Source organism: Sphingobacterium sp. WOUb80 (assembly GCF_050058145.1).
In the GTDB taxonomy this organism is placed as follows: domain Bacteria; phylum Bacteroidota; class Bacteroidia; order Sphingobacteriales; family Sphingobacteriaceae; genus Sphingobacterium.
The window spans coordinates 171702-188734 of sequence record NZ_CP165617.1 but is presented as its reverse complement, the minus strand read 5'-3'; the positions used below and the strand labels follow the sequence as shown (position 1 = coordinate 188734).

The 17033-nt window shown below is 40.2% G+C and carries 12 protein-coding genes; 8 read left to right on the top strand and 4 right to left on the bottom strand.

The features are described 5' to 3' along the window. Window positions 1-11 precede the first annotated feature (11 nt). From AB1Z56_RS00815 to AB1Z56_RS00785, 7 genes are all read left to right on the top strand, one after another. A complete protein-coding gene (locus AB1Z56_RS00815; protein WP_426790797.1) occupies window positions 12-1613 on the top strand; it encodes a sulfatase in 1602 nt (533 codons plus the stop codon). Between the two features lie 576 nt (window positions 1614-2189). Beyond that, window positions 2190-2780: an RNA polymerase sigma factor gene (locus AB1Z56_RS00810; protein WP_204990787.1), complete on the top strand. Its 591-nt coding sequence runs from the start codon at window positions 2190-2192 to the stop codon at window positions 2778-2780. 83 nt (window positions 2781-2863) lie between these two features. Continuing rightward, on the top strand, window positions 2864-3880 hold the full coding sequence (locus tag AB1Z56_RS00805) for a FecR family protein (RefSeq protein ID WP_426790796.1): 1017 nt from the start codon (window positions 2864-2866) through the stop codon (window positions 3878-3880). 24 nt (window positions 3881-3904) lie between these two features. Then, window positions 3905-7255: a SusC/RagA family TonB-linked outer membrane protein gene (locus AB1Z56_RS00800; protein WP_426790795.1), complete on the top strand. Its 3351-nt coding sequence runs from the start codon at window positions 3905-3907 to the stop codon at window positions 7253-7255. An 11-nt stretch (window positions 7256-7266) separates the two neighbouring features. Continuing rightward, window positions 7267-8652 carry a RagB/SusD family nutrient uptake outer membrane protein gene (locus AB1Z56_RS00795; protein WP_426790794.1) on the top strand — a complete coding sequence of 462 codons (1386 nt, stop codon included), beginning with the start codon at window positions 7267-7269 and terminating at the stop codon, window positions 8650-8652. A gap of 28 nt (window positions 8653-8680) precedes the next feature. After that, on the top strand, window positions 8681-10153 hold the full coding sequence (locus tag AB1Z56_RS00790; RefSeq protein ID WP_426790793.1) for a redoxin domain-containing protein: 1473 nt from the start codon (window positions 8681-8683) through the stop codon (window positions 10151-10153). Window positions 10154-10590: 437 nt separating this feature from the next. After that, the gene (locus tag AB1Z56_RS00785; RefSeq protein ID WP_426790792.1) at window positions 10591-11622 is read left to right on the top strand and encodes an MBL fold metallo-hydrolase; all 1032 of its coding nucleotides are present in this window, start codon (window positions 10591-10593) and stop codon (window positions 11620-11622) included. Window positions 11623-11624: 2 nt separating this feature from the next. Here AB1Z56_RS00785 and AB1Z56_RS00780 read toward each other — a convergent pair whose 3' ends face one another. From AB1Z56_RS00780 to AB1Z56_RS00765, 4 genes are all read right to left on the bottom strand, one after another. Further along, window positions 11625-12434, bottom strand: coding sequence for a helix-turn-helix domain-containing protein (locus AB1Z56_RS00780; protein WP_426790791.1), 810 nt, complete (start codon window positions 12432-12434; stop codon window positions 11625-11627). A 272-nt stretch (window positions 12435-12706) separates the two neighbouring features. After that, complete coding sequence (locus AB1Z56_RS00775; RefSeq protein ID WP_426790790.1) at window positions 12707-13291, bottom strand: Crp/Fnr family transcriptional regulator; 585 nt, start codon at window positions 13289-13291, stop codon at window positions 12707-12709. Between the two features lie 26 nt (window positions 13292-13317). Then, window positions 13318-14028 carry a response regulator transcription factor gene (locus AB1Z56_RS00770; protein ID WP_426790789.1) on the bottom strand — a complete coding sequence of 237 codons (711 nt, stop codon included), beginning with the start codon at window positions 14026-14028 and terminating at the stop codon, window positions 13318-13320. Continuing rightward, complete coding sequence (locus AB1Z56_RS00765; protein ID WP_426790788.1) at window positions 14009-15430, bottom strand: sensor histidine kinase; 1422 nt, start codon at window positions 15428-15430, stop codon at window positions 14009-14011. The genes AB1Z56_RS00770 and AB1Z56_RS00765 overlap by 20 nt, the downstream gene beginning before the upstream one ends. A 130-nt stretch (window positions 15431-15560) precedes the next feature. Here AB1Z56_RS00765 and AB1Z56_RS00760 point away from each other — a divergent pair, with 130 nt between their 5' ends. Beyond that, window positions 15561-16967 carry an alpha-L-fucosidase gene (locus AB1Z56_RS00760; protein ID WP_426790787.1) on the top strand — a complete coding sequence of 469 codons (1407 nt, stop codon included), beginning with the start codon at window positions 15561-15563 and terminating at the stop codon, window positions 16965-16967. The last annotated feature ends 66 nt before the right edge of the window (window positions 16968-17033 follow it).

Genomic DNA, 17033 nt, shown 5'->3' with positions numbered 1-17033 from the left:
AAACTGTCCCTATGTTATTTCGCAAAAACAATTCATCATTCACCCTTGCGGTGTTATTCATGGGTATGTGTGTAGGAGGCCATGCGCAAACAGTCAACCGAACTAAAGTTAAGCAGAAACATCAATCGGTATCCACAACACAACGCCCCAATATTGTCGTGTTTTTTGTGGACGACCTCGGTTGGCAGGACATGTCCGAACCGTTTTACAAGGTCAAAACACCAATCAACGAAAAGTTTCATACCCCTTATCTGGAAACATTGGCCAAAGATGCCATTAAATTTACCAATGCCTATGCAACCCCGGTGTGCACACCTTCCCGAGTGAGTTTTCTGACCGGTTTAAATGCAGCTCATCATCGTGTCACCAATTGGACCCATCCCAAGGCTGACACGCCAACAGATAGCAAAGATGAATTATTGAATCCACCAGATTGGAATATCAACGGATTAAGTCCTGTACCCAATGTTCCACATACGGTATATGCCACTCCATTCCCAAGCATCCTCAAGGCCAATGGTTACTATACCATTCACGTGGGCAAAGCACACTGGGGGTCTGCTGGAACACCTGGTGCCAGTCCTTTGAATTTGGGCTTTATGGTCAATATTGCAGGGCACTCTGCTGGACACCCACAAAACTATTATGGCGAGCAGAATTACGGCAATCTTCCTGGTAAAGCCAGCTATCAAGCCGTGCCTGATTTGATGGAGTATCATGGTACTTCAACATTCCTAACCGAAGCGCTGACTCGGGAAGCCCTCAAGGCACTCGAAGAACCTATACGCCGGAAAGAACCTTTTTTCCTTCACTTTTCCAACTATGCGGTACATTTCCCGATACAACCTGATCCACGCTTTGTACAAAAATACATCGACCGTGGCCTAGATTCTACTGAAGCTGCATATGCGTCACTGGTCGAAGGTTATGACAAAAGTATAGGTGATATCGTGCAATTTCTCAAGGACAAAAACCTATACGATAATACCGTCATTATTTTCCTTAGCGACAATGGCGGACTTAGCCTCAGCCCGATGCGCACCGGACCAAGCCATACACAGAACCTACCATTAAAAGCCGGTAAAGGGTCGGTTTATGAAGGTGGAATACGGGTTCCTCTGTTGATCAAACAGGCCCAGCAACACCCTGCAAGCACAGACGCTACCCCTGTTATGGTCGAAGATCTCTTTCCAACCATACTCAGCTTAGCCAAAATAGATCACTATCAGCTCGTACAGGAAAAACCAGATGGAAAAAATCTATTGCCATTAATGGAAGGTGATAGGTCCGACAATTGGAACAGCCGTCCATTGGTATGGAATATCCCCAACAAGTGGACAGTGCCAGATGGCCCTGGAATCAACTTTTTCTCGGCAATAAGACAAGGTGATTATAAGTTGCTTTACGACATGAAAAATGGGAGGCTTGAACTTTATAACCTGCAACAAGATATCGGTGAGCTCAACAACCTTGCCCCAAAAATGAAAGGAAAAACCAGCGAGCTCAGCAAATTACTTTCGGATCAGCTCCGGACTTGGAAGGCTCAGTTGCCAACCTACAAAGCAACAGGCCAGCAGATCCGTTATCCCGACCAAATTAAGCTGGTGGATTAAGGGGCCCTTGCCTAGATAATTTATCACAACGAAGCCCCGACATTACATATCGGGGCTTCGCTGGTTTATCCTTTTTTCTCTTTTTTTGCAGATTCGATCAGTTCACGCATTTCTAACTTAATGTAATCAACATTCGGGGTCGATCCTGTTGAATTAATTTGGTCGTCGGCTCTTATCTAAAAACCTCTCCTTAAAGATTTATTAATTTAAAATATTATTAAACCTTGACAATGAAAACCGAATTTTTTATTGCTCTGCGAGCATAAAACAAGATAAATTTCAGTACTCATCCAAAAACAAATGTACTTTTGACTATTTATTCGAAAAATTAAAAGTGAATTCTATTTTAATTTTATTCAACCTAATTTTGAGTTAATTACGGCTCAAAAACCAATTTCTTATGAATATAAGCCCAAATGATGATGTGAAATGTTTAATGAATTTCAAAAGATTAAACACAAAAAATAAAAAATACTTACAGATCTTGACCTTATTTAATAAAATCTGTAATATTGAAAAAAAGTTACATTCCTCACCCCTACCAATCTAAGGAATTCAACTTCACACTATCATATCATGAAAAACGATAAATATCCAGCTCATAATGATGCAAGCTTGTTAGCTAGGCTTCGAGAAGGCGATTTAGAGGCTTTCAATATTTTGTATGATAAATATTGGTCTTTACTTTTAGATGAATCTTACAAAAGACTCGAAGATTTAGCTTCCTGCGAGGAGATTGTTCAGGATGTATTTATTGAACTTTGGGAACACTGTCCCAGTAGAGAGATTCACAACCTGAAATCCTACCTAATTGCATGCATGAAATACAAAGTCTTTGAAACCTATAAGAAAAACAAACGCAGAAATATCCTTATCGAAGAAAATCATCACCTTTATCGAAGTTATGAAATTCTAGAAGGAGATCAGTATGCCGAAAAGGATTTAAAATCTTTAATTGAACAATGGGTAGCCAATCTCCCACAAAAAAGAAAAGAAATCTTTAAAATGAGATACTTAGATGGACTTACCACAAAAGAAATTAGTGATTTGACAGAAACTTCCCAAAATACAGTTCAAAATCACCTCGGAGTATCAATTCAAAAATTAAAAAAACTTGTTATCCAACATTTTTTGACCCTACTCTTAATTTTATACAACTGTAAATAAGCAAATTACAAATAAACACCAATTTAGACTAGTACATTTTTCCCTTTTAGGGGCACTATTTAAGTGAACATTGTACTAATCATATGCAATATCCTAACCAAGAGCTCGAAAAGCTAATTGACAAATACTTAAAAGGCGAAGCCAATTCGGAAGAAATGGACGTCGTGGAACGTTTTTTCGATTCATTTTCATCCCGACCGAATTTAATCAAAACACTACCCGATCATGTACAGAAAGCACTCAAAGCACGCATTCATGGCAGAATTATAAAGAAACTGACTCGGAGGAATCAGAAAACATTCAATTTCCCTAGAATTGCAGCAGCTGCAGCTATCCTCTGTATCGCTTTTACAGCTCTTTATCTTTACAAAATTGCGCAACCAAACAATCGAGAAATTACGCTAACAAACGGACAACAGCAGCGAATTGTTCTAGAAGATGGTACAAAAGTTACACTTAATGCTTCGAGCAAAATAATCTATCCCACCTCATTCAAAGATTCCAGTACACGTGAAGTTACTTTGATTGGGGAAGCATTTTTCGATGTCGCCAAAAATCCATCCAAGCCCTTCCTTATTCATACACCAAGAATGGAAATTAGCGTACTGGGAACCGCTTTCAATGTGCGCGATTATGCCGAAGAAAATAATGCCCAAACAGCTTTGGTACGTGGCAAAGTATCCATTTGGAAAAAAGGAACTGACAATCAGAAATTTATATTAAAGCCCAAAGAAAAGTTTGTGATCAGAAAGGTATATGGAGTTGAAAAGGAATTCCCATCTACAACTACTAAAACCGCATCGGCTCCCATGGCAATAGCTATTCAGTCCTTTTCCATCTCTGAAAAAGACGGATCCGCTTTAGAAACCGAATGGTTATTAAATCGGATTACCATTCAAGATGATAGATTACTGGATATCGCCTTAAAACTAGAACGCATGTATGGCGTGGAAATTAAAATTACAAACAAAGCAGTTGCTAACCAACGCTATTCAGCAACATTCGAAAACGAACAACTAGAAAATATCCTAAAAGCATTACAAACTGTCAATTACTTTCAAATTAAAAAAACGGGGAAAAATCAAATACAACTACTCTAAAAACAATCAACCTATATAACTCACATGAACAAAACAAAACCCAAATTTAGAAAAGAGTCGAGATTGGCTTTACTGCTCATTTGTCTTAGCGCCATGCATATACAGAGCTTCGCCTATTCTCAAACTGAAAAAATTGATGTCTCCATCCAGGGAGGAAAACTCGAAGATGTATTTCAAACAATCAATGACAAGAGCAAATACAAAATGTTCTTTAGCAAATCGACTCTCCCAAACTCGACAATCAATATTGTTGGAAAGAAAATCAGTGTAAAAGATCTTCTTTCCCAGTCTTTGGCCGGGAGCAACCTAACATGGGAAGTATTGGACAATGATATTATCGCTATAAAAGAAAAAAAACAGAATCAGCAACACATTGCGGGCCAAGTAGTCAATGAAAATGGAACGCCTTTGGCAGGAGTATCTGTTATCATAAAGGACTGGCAAAAAGCAGAATACCGCAATATGCAAACGAGTACCGCAACGGATGTCAATGGACAATGGGGACTGCGTATTCCAAATGACGATGTCATTATTACTTTTTCTTTTATTGGTTATCAGAAGGTTGATATCACTGCGAAGCAGCTTATTGCCAATTCTACTCCTATTAAACTGAAACCGGAAGAAGGAAGCTTAGAAGAAGTGGTTGTTATTGGCTACGGTACGACAACACGTAGATTGAATACGGGATCAGTTGCTTCGATCACAGCGAAAGACATTACCTCTCAACCTGTAAGTAATCCCCTTGCCGCACTATCGGGAAGAATGTCCGGTGTATTGATCGCCCAAAACAATGGTGTGCCCGGAAGTGCTGTTCAGATTCAGATTAGGAATCAGGCGTCATTAAGTGGAACAACCTCAGGTTCAATACCACTATACGTGGTTGATGGAGTTCCATTTACCAATTTTAACGGCGGACAACCTGCAACAGATAACCTCAATTCATTTGGTATCTCAGCTTCTTCAGGCGGCTTAAGTCCCTTCAGCATGATTAATCCAGCTGATATTGAACGTATCGATGTCTTGAAAGATGCCGACGCTACAGCGATCTATGGTAGCCGGGGCGCAAATGGTGTCGTATTGATCACCACAAAAAAAGGATCTGCAGGTCGTACTCGCATTGGTGTAAACTTTAACACCGGATTTACGGAGGTCAACCACTTTATCCCTATGTTGAATCTAGAACAATATCTCACGCTAAGAAAAGAGGCTTTTGCTAATGCTGGAGTTACACCTACAGCCGATAACGCTCCAGATCTTATGTTATGGGATCAGAACAAATCGACAGATTGGCAGAAAATGCTGATTGGAAACAAAGGACATATTACCGACGTTCAAGCAAATATGTCTGGTGGAAACGAATCTACCCGTTTTTTCTTTAATTCGGGATATAGACGCGAGAGTACTGTTTTTTATGGGGATAGCAAAAACAGTCGCTTTACCTCACGGTTAAACTTAGATCACACCTCTTCTGACAAAAAATTCAATGCCGCTTTATCAGTTAGCTATGCCAACGACAATTCGGATATGCCTTCCTCTGATGTCACTTCACTCTACAATTTGCCCCCCAATTATCCAATCTATGGTGACAATGGAAAATACTATTGGTTACCGTCATCAGCTTTTATTGACAACCCAATCGCCTTGCTCGAACGGAAATACTTTGGTAATACCAATAATCTGATCTCAAATGCCAATCTGAGTTACAAAATTATACCTGGGCTGACAGCAAAAGCAAATTTTGGCTATACCATCACACAGTTGAACCAAAATAATCAACGGCCAATTACTTCCTTAAACAATACCGTTTCCAACCCGCTTGGTTCTTCTAGTTTCTCTAATACAAAGGCCGAAAATTGGATTATTGAACCGACATTGGATTATGTAAAAAGTATCGGTGAAGGTAAATTTACGGCATTAATTGGAACAAGTTTTCAGCAAAATTCATCCCGTTCCCAGACAACCAATGGTTCTAATTATTCAAACGATGCACTTTTAGGTTCGCTCAGTGCCGCAGGATTATTCACTGCCAGCAATAACCTCGTATATTACAAATACAATGCACTATTCGGAAAAGTAAATTACGACTGGAAAGAGAAATATTTGTTTAATGGAACTTTTAGAAGAGATGGCTCATCTCGTTTTGGACCTAAAAACCGATTCGGAAATTTTGGAGCAATAGGGCTAGGATGGGTCTTTGGAAAAGAGGATTTTATACAAGATAATTTAACGTTTTTAAGTTTTGGTAAATTGAGAGCGAGCTATGGAACTACAGGTAATGATCAAATTTCAAATTACCTTTATCTTCCACTCTACTCTTCAACAACCGCGTATCTAAATAATCCTTCCATGAATATTGGAACACTTCCAAATGAATATATCAAGTGGGAAACAACCAAAAAACTGGAGTTTGCTTTAGATCTAGGTTTCTTGAAAGATCGAATTTTGTTTACTGGAAACTTTTTCAGAAATCGTTCTTCTGATCAGATAACTGATTTAGTTTTAAGTACTCAAACGGGCTACAACAGTTACAAAGAAAACCTACCGGCATTGATCCAAAATACAGGCTTGGAATTGGAGTTGAACACCACCAATATTACAAATGAAAATTTTACATGGAAAACATCTGCTAATTTCACGTTTTATAAAAACAAACTTGTCGAATTTCCTGGAATTGAAAACACATTTTATTCAAGTAGCTTTCTAGTTGGTGAGCCGCTCAATATGGTCCGTTTGTATCACTATCAAGGTGTAGACCCCGCAACAGGAAGAGCGTTATACGAAGATCGCAATGGCGATGGGGCTATAACGGGCGATGACCGATACGTTGCTAACTTAGGTACACCTTTCTATGGCGGATTTAACAATACCTTTTCCTACAAAGGCTTCGAGCTTGGCGTATTTTTTCAATTTAACCACCGCTTTGGAGTAACTAAAATCCTCAATACAAGACCTGGTGCTATGCTCAACCAAAATGATTACTGGTTGGACAGATGGACACCAAATAACAGCAATACCAATATCCCGGGAGCAATTATCCCGACAGTACCGGCATCTTCAGCTGATGGAGTTGCATTAAGCAACTCTTATAATCAATATACCAGCTCTGATGCTGTCTATGGGGATGCTTCCTATATTAAATTGAGGTCTGTCAATTTATCTTACAACCTGCCCAAAAGCTGGACTTCGCAATTAAAAATGTCTAATTGTAATGTATTTATGCAAGGGCAAAATCTCTTTACATGGGCCAAGAACAAATATGTCCTGGATACCGAAACGACCGTGCAAGGCGGTCCATCTGGTTTAGGAACTGGAACGATTGCCCAGGTATTGCCTCCATTGCGGACGATTGTATTTGGATTTAACTGTCAATTTTAAAACTAGAGATCATGAAATTAAACATCAATAGAAATATATTATTATTAGCAATTACCAGTGGAACTCTTTTGACCAGCTCCTGCGAAAAATTTGTGGAATTGGGAGCTCCACCAACACAAGTTGTAGCTGGCGAAGCATTCTCCACAGATGCTTCTGCAAATAGTGTCATACGCGGATTGTATACCACAGCATTAAGCATCAATCTCGCCGGGACTTCAACCTTTTATACGGGAATCGCTGCAGACGACCTTCAATACAATGCGGCTGATGCAAATACCTCGGAATTCGCCAGCAATAACCTGCTGAACACAAATGGGAATGTCGCTAATTTCTGGTCAAATTGTTACCAACTTATCAAGAACGCAAACAATGCGATATCAGGTCTCGACGCATCCACCAGCCTTACCCCAAGCGTAAAAGACCAGCTCCTGGGCGAAGCGAAATTTTTTAGGGCCTATACCTATTTCTATCTCGTCAACCTTTATGGTGATGTGCCATTGCAATTACGTGATGACCTCCACGCTTTTGAAGATGCAATTCTTCCACGAACTTCTGCACAGCAAGTATATGATCAGATTATTGCTGATCTAAAAGATGCGGAAAGTAAGATGGCGACGGCCTATGATGCAACAGCAAGCCCGAGAGGAAGAGCTAACAAAACTGCTGCAAGTGCACTATTGGCAAGAGTTTATCTTTACCAAAAGGATTATCAAAATGCCGAATCTTATGCGACCAAAGTATTACAGTCATCTGATTATGGCATGCCGACACCAGATAAAAATTTTGTAAACTCAAGTAATGAGGTTATCCTTCAACTTGGCAATCAAACGGGAGTAACGACATTTGGCTCCAATTATATTACCGCGGCTACAGCTACACCCGGCTACACCCTACCGGACGCTGTGTACAATAGCTTTGAGACATCTCCGACGGTTGACTTAAGAAAAACAAATTGGACAAGTTCAAAGTCGGTCTCCAACAAAATCTATTATGCCATAACCAAATATAAAGTATCCTCGGGAACAGGTTCCGAATACCATATTATGCTTCGCTTAGCCGAGCAGTATCTTATTCGCGCGGAAGCGAGGGCTAAATTGGGAAAACTTGCCGAAGCCCGGACAGATGTGAATGCTGTCCGTTCTCGCGCTGGACTTGCAGGACTTAATTCAAGCTTAAACCAAACACAATTACTATCTGCAATAGAAACGGAACGCCTGCACGAATTTTTCGGTGAGTTCGGCCATCGTTGGCTCGACCTCAAGCGGACCGATCGTGCTACCACTGTATTGTCTCCAATCAAATCAAACTGGCAGGCTACGGATGTCTTGTATCCTATTCCACAAGCCCAGATTTTGATCAACAATAAACTGACACAGAATCCAGGATACGAAGATTAATGAATTAAAAAAATCATACAGACAAAAAATGAAAACAAAAATCTTAACGGCTGCATTGGTGTTTTCGCTAACAGCATCTTTTGCACAACAACCAGCAAAAAACAAATACCAACAGTATCTCCCCATTATAGAAAAAGGTACGTTGGTACAAAAGGATTCGCTTGCTAATGTATTAATGAGCGAATTAAAGACTTATAAATCGGAAGAAGACTACCGTACTACAATCAACATTTTGCGTTCTTTAGGGAAAGAAGATCTGCAGGCATCTGCAGAAGTACTGGCTAAGAAAAAATATCCAAAAGGATCACTAACCCGTGATGCCTTTATCACAGATATTTTTTACAATGCAAGTACGCCAGTACAAAAAGAAAAAGCTTATAACGACCTTATCAAAAAATGGCCAGTTAAAAACTTCAAGGAAGAACCACTGACTTATGATTATGTATTGGCTAATTTAGCACAAAGTTTTGCCAACGATGGAAATGCACAAAAAGCAATATATTATCTAGAAGAAATGAAAGAACGATTCTGGCGCGGAAATGGATATATCCCTGTTGGTCAAATCCTCCTGAGGACAGGTGATACGACTACTGCAGCACCACTCTTAAAAACTGCTATGGATGATAGTTATTACTATTTAACCCTTCCAGAGGATCAAAAAGACAATAAGGCTCGGTTTGCGTCCATGGGGTATGCAAGCTCCATGTCAGCTTATGTAAATATACTTGTTTCGCAGAAAAAATTTACTGAAGCGCTAGGTTACATAGAAAATGCATTAAATGCAGCACCAGAGCAAGCGGATGGTCTAGCAATGGTATACTACAAATCTTTAATGGGCACAGGAAGAAAGCTTGAGGCATATAATATTCTCACCAAGTTATATGCTAAAGGACAATTTTCGGTCGAAAATGATCTTAAAAAATTATATACTGAATTGAATGGATCTGTTCAAGGTTACGAGAGTTTTAATGCATCCTTAAAAATAGAATTAACGCAAAACATTCGCAACCATATTAAAGAAATGGCAACTTTTAAACCTGCACCTAATTTTGAATTACTCAATCTTAAAGGTGAAAAAGTATCCCTAGCCAGTTTAAAGGGAAAAGTTGTGGTATTGGATTTTTGGGCAACTTGGTGTCAGCCATGTATCCGTTCATTTCCAGGAATGAAGGCAGCACAGGACTCTTATGCAGATGATAAGGATGTACAATTCTTATTCATGAATACCTGGGAGCGAGATAAGAATTATAAGGAAAATGTAGTATCCTTTATCACCAAGAATAATTATCCTTTTGAAGTTCTCTATGACGATCAAAAAGATCCACAAACTGGAGAAGTTATGGCCGCGAAATTCGGAGTCAAAGGAATTCCAGCAAAATTTATTATTGATAAGGAAGGAAATATACGTTATTTTCTTACCGGATCTACCCCAAATGTAGATTACATTAAATTAGAAATGAAAGAGCTTATCGAAGCCGCTAAAAAACCTTATAAAGGGTAAAAGAAGGGGGCGTCCAAAAAGATTGGACAGCCCCCTTTTTTTTATTATCCAACCACCTATAATCCAACCAACTCCCGAGCGTAAAAGAAGAGCAAATAATTCTGAAAAAGTGAAACAAAATTTTCGATAATAAGGAAAATAGTAATCTCAACGGGTTCAAATAGTCTTTTCTAAATTGCCCAAAACTATACCATTTTTTTTATTTTTTGTGGACTTTAAGACTTTCTTTATATTGTGGATCGGATGAATCCGCAGAAATGAGCCATACAGCACATAAATTTGAGCTATCAGCAAAAAACAGATCTGTCTCAGCAGTCTTATCTTTGTTGTCATACAATAAGCAGATGACAACAAGAAACATCAGGAAGAAGTGGCTTCTATTTTTGAAAAGAACAATCCTAGGACTAACAGTTCTCATCGCTCTTATCGGACTATATATGATGCATCCACAATTCGGCAAAAGACCCTCGGGTGAAAGACTTCAACGCATACAGCTATCGAAACAATTTAAAGACGGAAAATTCCAGAACAGTAGCCTTACACCACAGCTTACCCAGCCCTGGACCGTGGCACTATACGATTATTTTTTTAAGCGCTCGAACGAAACAAGTCCCAAGCATATTATACCAACAGTGAATATCGACTGGGAAGAGTTGTTAAGTCAGCCTCATGGGCTTGTTTGGTTTGGTCACTCCTCTTATTTCCTTCGTATCGATGGTAAGAACATACTCGTCGATCCTGTCCTTAGCGGCAGTGCTTCCCCAATTCCGGGCAGTGTAAAAGCATTTCAAGGAGCCGATGTCACTACCGTAGCGGCACTACCGCCTATCGACTTTTTATTTATATCACATGACCACTACGATCATATGGATTACAAGACGCTCAAAGCACTTCAACCCCGGGTTGGAAAAGTCATTGTTGGCCTTGGTGTTGGCTCTCATCTTGAATATTGGGGATATCGTCCTGAACAGATCATCGAAAAAGATTGGTGGGATGAAATCAACTTGGGTGACGGTTTCAGTGTAACAGTTACGCCAGCCAGACATTTTTCAGGCCGCAGCATATTTACAGCCAATACATTATGGGCATCCTATGTTCTCCAGACACCTTCCATGCGGCTCTATTTAGGTGGGGATAGCGGCTACGATAGCCACTTCAAAGAGATAGGTAATCGATTGGGTCCTTTTGATCTGGCTATATTGGAAAATGGCCAATACGACCTCAGCTGGAAACACATACACATGATGCCGGAGGAGGTTGTCCAAGCGGCAAATGATCTCAAAGCCACCTTGCTATTTCCGGTTCACTCATCGAAGTTTGTATTGGCCAATCATGCCTGGAATGAACCTCTAGAACGCATTTCTAAGGAAGCAATACGACAACAACAGGCCTTGCTTACCCCTATGATCGGCCAGGTCATCGACCTCGATCAAGCCCCTTTAGCACCTAGTTATTGGTGGCGGAAATAGTTTTAAGCAACGGAATTGATGGTCGCTGGTGTTATGCCAAACTTCTCCTTGAAAGAAGCATAAAAATGAGAAAGGTTTTCAAAACCCAGATCAAGATAAAAATCAGCAGGTTTTTGCCGCTTATTTTCAATCAGATAATAAGCCTCAGAAAGACGTCTTTCTTGCAGCCATTTTCGGGGAGACGTCTGGAATATTTTCTCAAAATCACGTTTAAAGCTTGCTAAACTCCGACCTGTAAGTTTCGCAAAGTTTTCTAAAGGCACATTGTACCGATAGTTTTTAACCATAAATTGCTCGAGATCAATTTTATGTGGTTCCGAAAAGTCAAATAGAAGGTCTTTTAACTGTGGATAGCTTTCCAACAACAAGGTGATCAATTCATAGATCTTGATATTTTCCATCTGCGGGCTCACTCGGTCGATGGCTTCAGCATAAGGCGTCAATGACTCAAAATAACTTTTTATAAACAGGTTACTTTCCAGTACAACATTGGACTCACCCTGATACCTTTTGTCCGAACTAAGGTGATGATCCATTGCGTATTGCTTCAGCCGATCAGCCCCCAGCAACACTGAAACAGATTTGTAAACATTATTTTTCGCGGGATATTTAAAAGCTTTGGCCAGTTGGTTTCTACGGGCAACTACAATCTGCCCTTCTGTCGCCACCAATTTTCCTTTCTGATGGTCCAGATGTGTTTCACCAGATAGCTGAAAAAAAACGACATGTTCGGGAATGAATTGTTCGTGCCCAAATGCTTTCTCGACATAACAGGAATACAAAAAGGCATTCCCAAAATCTTTCTCTTCCATGCTCAATACGATTTATTTTAAACGGCTCTGCGATTATGGGTACCGATAGCTAAAATCAGTCCCAGTCTAAAGGTAGCAAATATCTCATACCTTTTACAAAATCTAGTTATCCGAAAGCTCAAATATATTTGGTACAAAGCTCAAATCAAATCGCAAAAAAACTCAACGCATAAATACATTCACTTTTTGAAAAGCCTTCTTCATCTTTTTCTAAATCGAATGGCTCATGTCATCACCTATGTATTTCAACATGGAGCCATTCGAACTGCTTATTATTTCTTTGCAGCAAGCCGCTTACGTATAATGCTGACAAATTCGGGTGAAACCCCCAGGTAGGATGCAATATAGTATTGCGGTACCCGTTGGGAAATAGTCGGATATAGTTCAATAAATTCGAGATAGCGATCGGCGGCCGGTTTGGCCATTGTATGGATCAGTCTATTTTGCAGAACAGCAAGCCGACGCTGCACCAACATACGAAAGACCCGCTCAAACTTTGGAACAGTCTCTAATAATCTCTCCTTGGTCTCTGGTGTTAACATCAAAAACTCACTGTCTTCTAATGTTTCCATGTATAAACTGGATGGTGTATGGTAATGAAATGAAGCAATATCGCTAATCCACCAATCTTCGACAGCAAATGCTAACGTTACCTCAAAACCATTTTCATCCAGATAATAGATCCGGACACAACCTTTTTGAAGATATCCTTCAAACTGACATACTTCCCCTTCCTCCAATAGCATCGTTTTCTTGGGAACCTTCTTTGTTGTCAATAAACTAGTAAATTGTTCGGTTTCTTCAGCTGTCAAAGTAATGCACTTGGACACATTTTTAAGAATATTTTCGTATAACATAGTATTTCTTTAAATAGATCCGGTCGTCAAACACTTTCATTTTCGTGCAAAATATAACCCGCCCCATAGATACTTTCGATATGAAGTTTGCGATCCATCTGCAGCAATTTACGAAGTCGGGAGATAAAAACCTCTAGGCTTTTACCGTTAAAAAAATCCGTATTACCCCAAAACTGCAGCAGGAGATCTTTTTTATTGACCAATAGATTTTTATGGAGGACCAGATGTCGCAGCAACTCAGCTTCACGGACTGTGAGCTTTTGTATGCTCCCCATTCCATCACGCAGACTATAGCGTTCCATGTTGAGCAAGAGACAACCGATAGCGAGTTCAATTTCCGAATTGGCCTGCACTTCGGGCGCATTTGCCACGGTCAACAAATTGCGAATCTTGAGCAGTATTTCGTCCATGTCAAAAGGTTTAGCAATGTAATCAACAGCGCCTAAACTAAGCCCTCTAAGCCGCGATGTACGTTCATGAAGTGCTGTTAAAAAGAAAATAGGTTGCCCAGGATTAAATTGTATCATTTGTTGCGCCAGGTCAAAACCATTGCCATCGGGCAACTGCACATCAATAATGAGTAATTTGACAGCATAGACCTGAAAAGCGGCCCAGCCTCCTTGCGCTGTACTTTCCCAAACTACAGTAAAGCCCTTATACCGTAAGTAACGCGAAAAAACCTCACCCAAATCGGGTTCGTCTTCGATCAAAAGAATGTCAATCTTGTCTTTTACCATTGAATCCCCCATTGCCCATGTAAATATAAAAAATCGTACCGGAACCAGACTTATCTTCCGCTATATGGATTGTCCAACCCAGCCTGTCCAAATAAGATTTGACATAGTAAAGCCCCAGTCCTAGTCCAGGTTTATTACCGGATAGTTTCCCTCTATAAAATGCTGTAAATATCGCTTCCTGATCTGCAGCCGCGATCCCAACACCATTATCCACTATTTTGAGGTTATAATGATGACCTTGCTGCTCCCAGCTAAACTGAATCGTCTTCTTACTATTATCATTAAATTTTATCGCATTGGATACCAGGTTATCTAAGATTGAAAAATAATAATCTTCATCAAGATTCATCTCTACATCGGCAGCTAAAGGTTCATAGTGAATTTCAATTTCACCTCGGTAGCGCAAATGAAGTTCTTTCAGTATTTGCTGTGTCAGCCGATCAATGGAAACGGATACAATTTTAGCCTCTTGTTCCTGTAATGCCACAGATCCCATGACCTGTTCAAAATAAGCTTTGAGTCGTTTGGCTTGCCTTTCCACGATGCGCCCAAGTTGTGCCACCTCCTTATCGTCTTTTCCTGTTTCACGATCGATCAAACTATGCGCACTGATCAAAATTGTCGTCAGTGGCGTATTAAATTCATGGCGCATATGATTTAGAAAACTCGTTTTCAGATCTGCCAATTTACGTTGATTGATCCAATTACGATAGGTTCGATAGCTCAATAATACGATCACAACAATACAAGCTAAGGAGAGTAAAAACACGGGCACCATACGTTGGACAAGACGCCAGTCCCTATTTTCATAATCAACATACAGGCTATAGGTAAAACGATAAGGAATAGGATTCTTGTCACTAACAGACAGTTGGAATACCCTATTATTATTTGTTCCGCGCTTGAGTTTGCCACTAATTAGACCTGCACGATCATCCGCTGCTAACGCATAGAAAGTCGTCCAGGCACGGTCTCTTGCATTATATATTTCCAATTTATCAAAATGGAATAGGTAAACAAGTGTTGTATCGAGCCCTTGCTGATGTACGATCCGACGAAAAATACTGTCTAACGACTGCTGCCTCCGCATCTGATCGAGAAAGCCATTCATACAATGGTTACCGTACTGGTCTGTATCTGCGAATTTATTTATTTTTTTTTCATACCATTTCGGCAAACAGGGTACCAATGAAGTCTGGAATATCGTATTACCACCGGGGAATATCTTATCATCCATTACGGCAGCGCCATAGGCATTCTGAATCAGACTGAGCTGTCCGATCTGGTAATTTTTATCTTCAAGCTTATATGTATTGAAGATCAAAAAACCGATCAACAGGGTCAAGATCAGGAAGCTGGTGCCAAATGCCCAGGGATATATATTTCGACTGGCGCTGTTCATGGTTTAAAAATAACATCTATTTATCGATCCAAGGTACCCATTAGGCTTTTATTAGGCTTTCATTAGGTTTCTGTTAAACACAGGATACTCCTTCTTACCCTATCTTTACAGCCTAACAAATTAGCAAATTATGTCCAAAATTTCACAGACTCTACTCTGTCTATGTTACCTCTTGCTGGGCCAAAGCCTGTTTGCACAAACCAGTTTTTCAAAAAAAGTGCTCGAGCAGAGCCAGCTCGATTTTGTCAATCTAGGATTTGGCATGTTTATCCATTATGGTATGCCCACTTTTATGGAACAGGACTGGTCCGATCCCAATGCTGCTCTTGAATTGTTCAAATCGCCCAAACTCAACGCAGATCAATGGGCCAAAGCGGCCAAATCGGCAAATATGAGTTATGGCTGTCTGACAACCAAGCACCACAGTGGCTTCCCGATCTGGAACACCAAAACCACAGACTACAACGTCATGAATACACCCTTACATCGTGATGTTGTCAAGGAGTTTACTGAAGCTTTTCGCAAAAATGGTCTTCGGGTTATGCTGTATTATTCGATACTAGATATGCACCAAGGTATACGGCCGCACACTATTACCAAAGCCCATATCCAGCTGATCAAAGATCAGCTGACCGAATTGCTCACCCAATATGGAGAAATCGACGCCTTGGTGATTGATGGTTGGGATGCACCCTGGTCACGCATTTCTTACGACGATGTTCCTTTCGATGATATCTATTATCTTGTCAAGTCATTACAGCCCAAATGCTTATTGATGGACCTCAATTCAGCAAAATACCCCGGTGATGCCCTCTTTTATACAGATGTCAAATCTTACGAACAAGGAGCGGGGCAATTTATTTCCAAAGAACACAACAAACTCCCTGCTATGGCTTGCCTTCCCTTGCAGCAGAATTGGTTTTGGAAAACCTCATTCCCAAATACAGCCGTTAAGGATGTCAATGAGCTGGTTGAGAAATTCATCATCCCCTACAATAATGCTTATTGCAACTTTATGCTCAATGTGGCCCCAAACAGTGATGGTCTCATGGATCAGAATGCGCTCGATGCCTTGAAAAAAATTGGTACATTGTACAAAAACAGGCCCAACTACAGTACTTTACCCAGCTGCCAAGCTCCTATTGTCGACCACAATATCGCTAAACAAGTACCTTCATACAGCAGCTGGAGTGACGATATGAATATCATGGATTTTGCTAACGATGATAACTTTGGCAGCGCCTGGGTCTCCAACCCGCTCGTTAAAGAGGGGCTCTGGTATGAAATGGATTTTGACCGCAGCAAAAGCTTCAACAGCGTTGTCATTACTGAAGGAAAAGATCATCCGGCACAATACAGTCTATCTTACCTGAGAGATGGTAAATGGCAACCTATTGCAGCCAAGGCTGTGCAGCAGGGGCGCATCAAGATCTTTCGCTTTGATCAAGTATTGGGACAAAAGTTACGATTCAGCATCAAACCTCAAAAAGATCGCGCTGTCATTCATGAAATTGGCGTATATCAAGAGCGTCGATAGCAACAAGAAAACCCGATGATGTGAAGTGAAGTTGTGTCAATATTTTTCTTATAAAGCTCTTTAGGC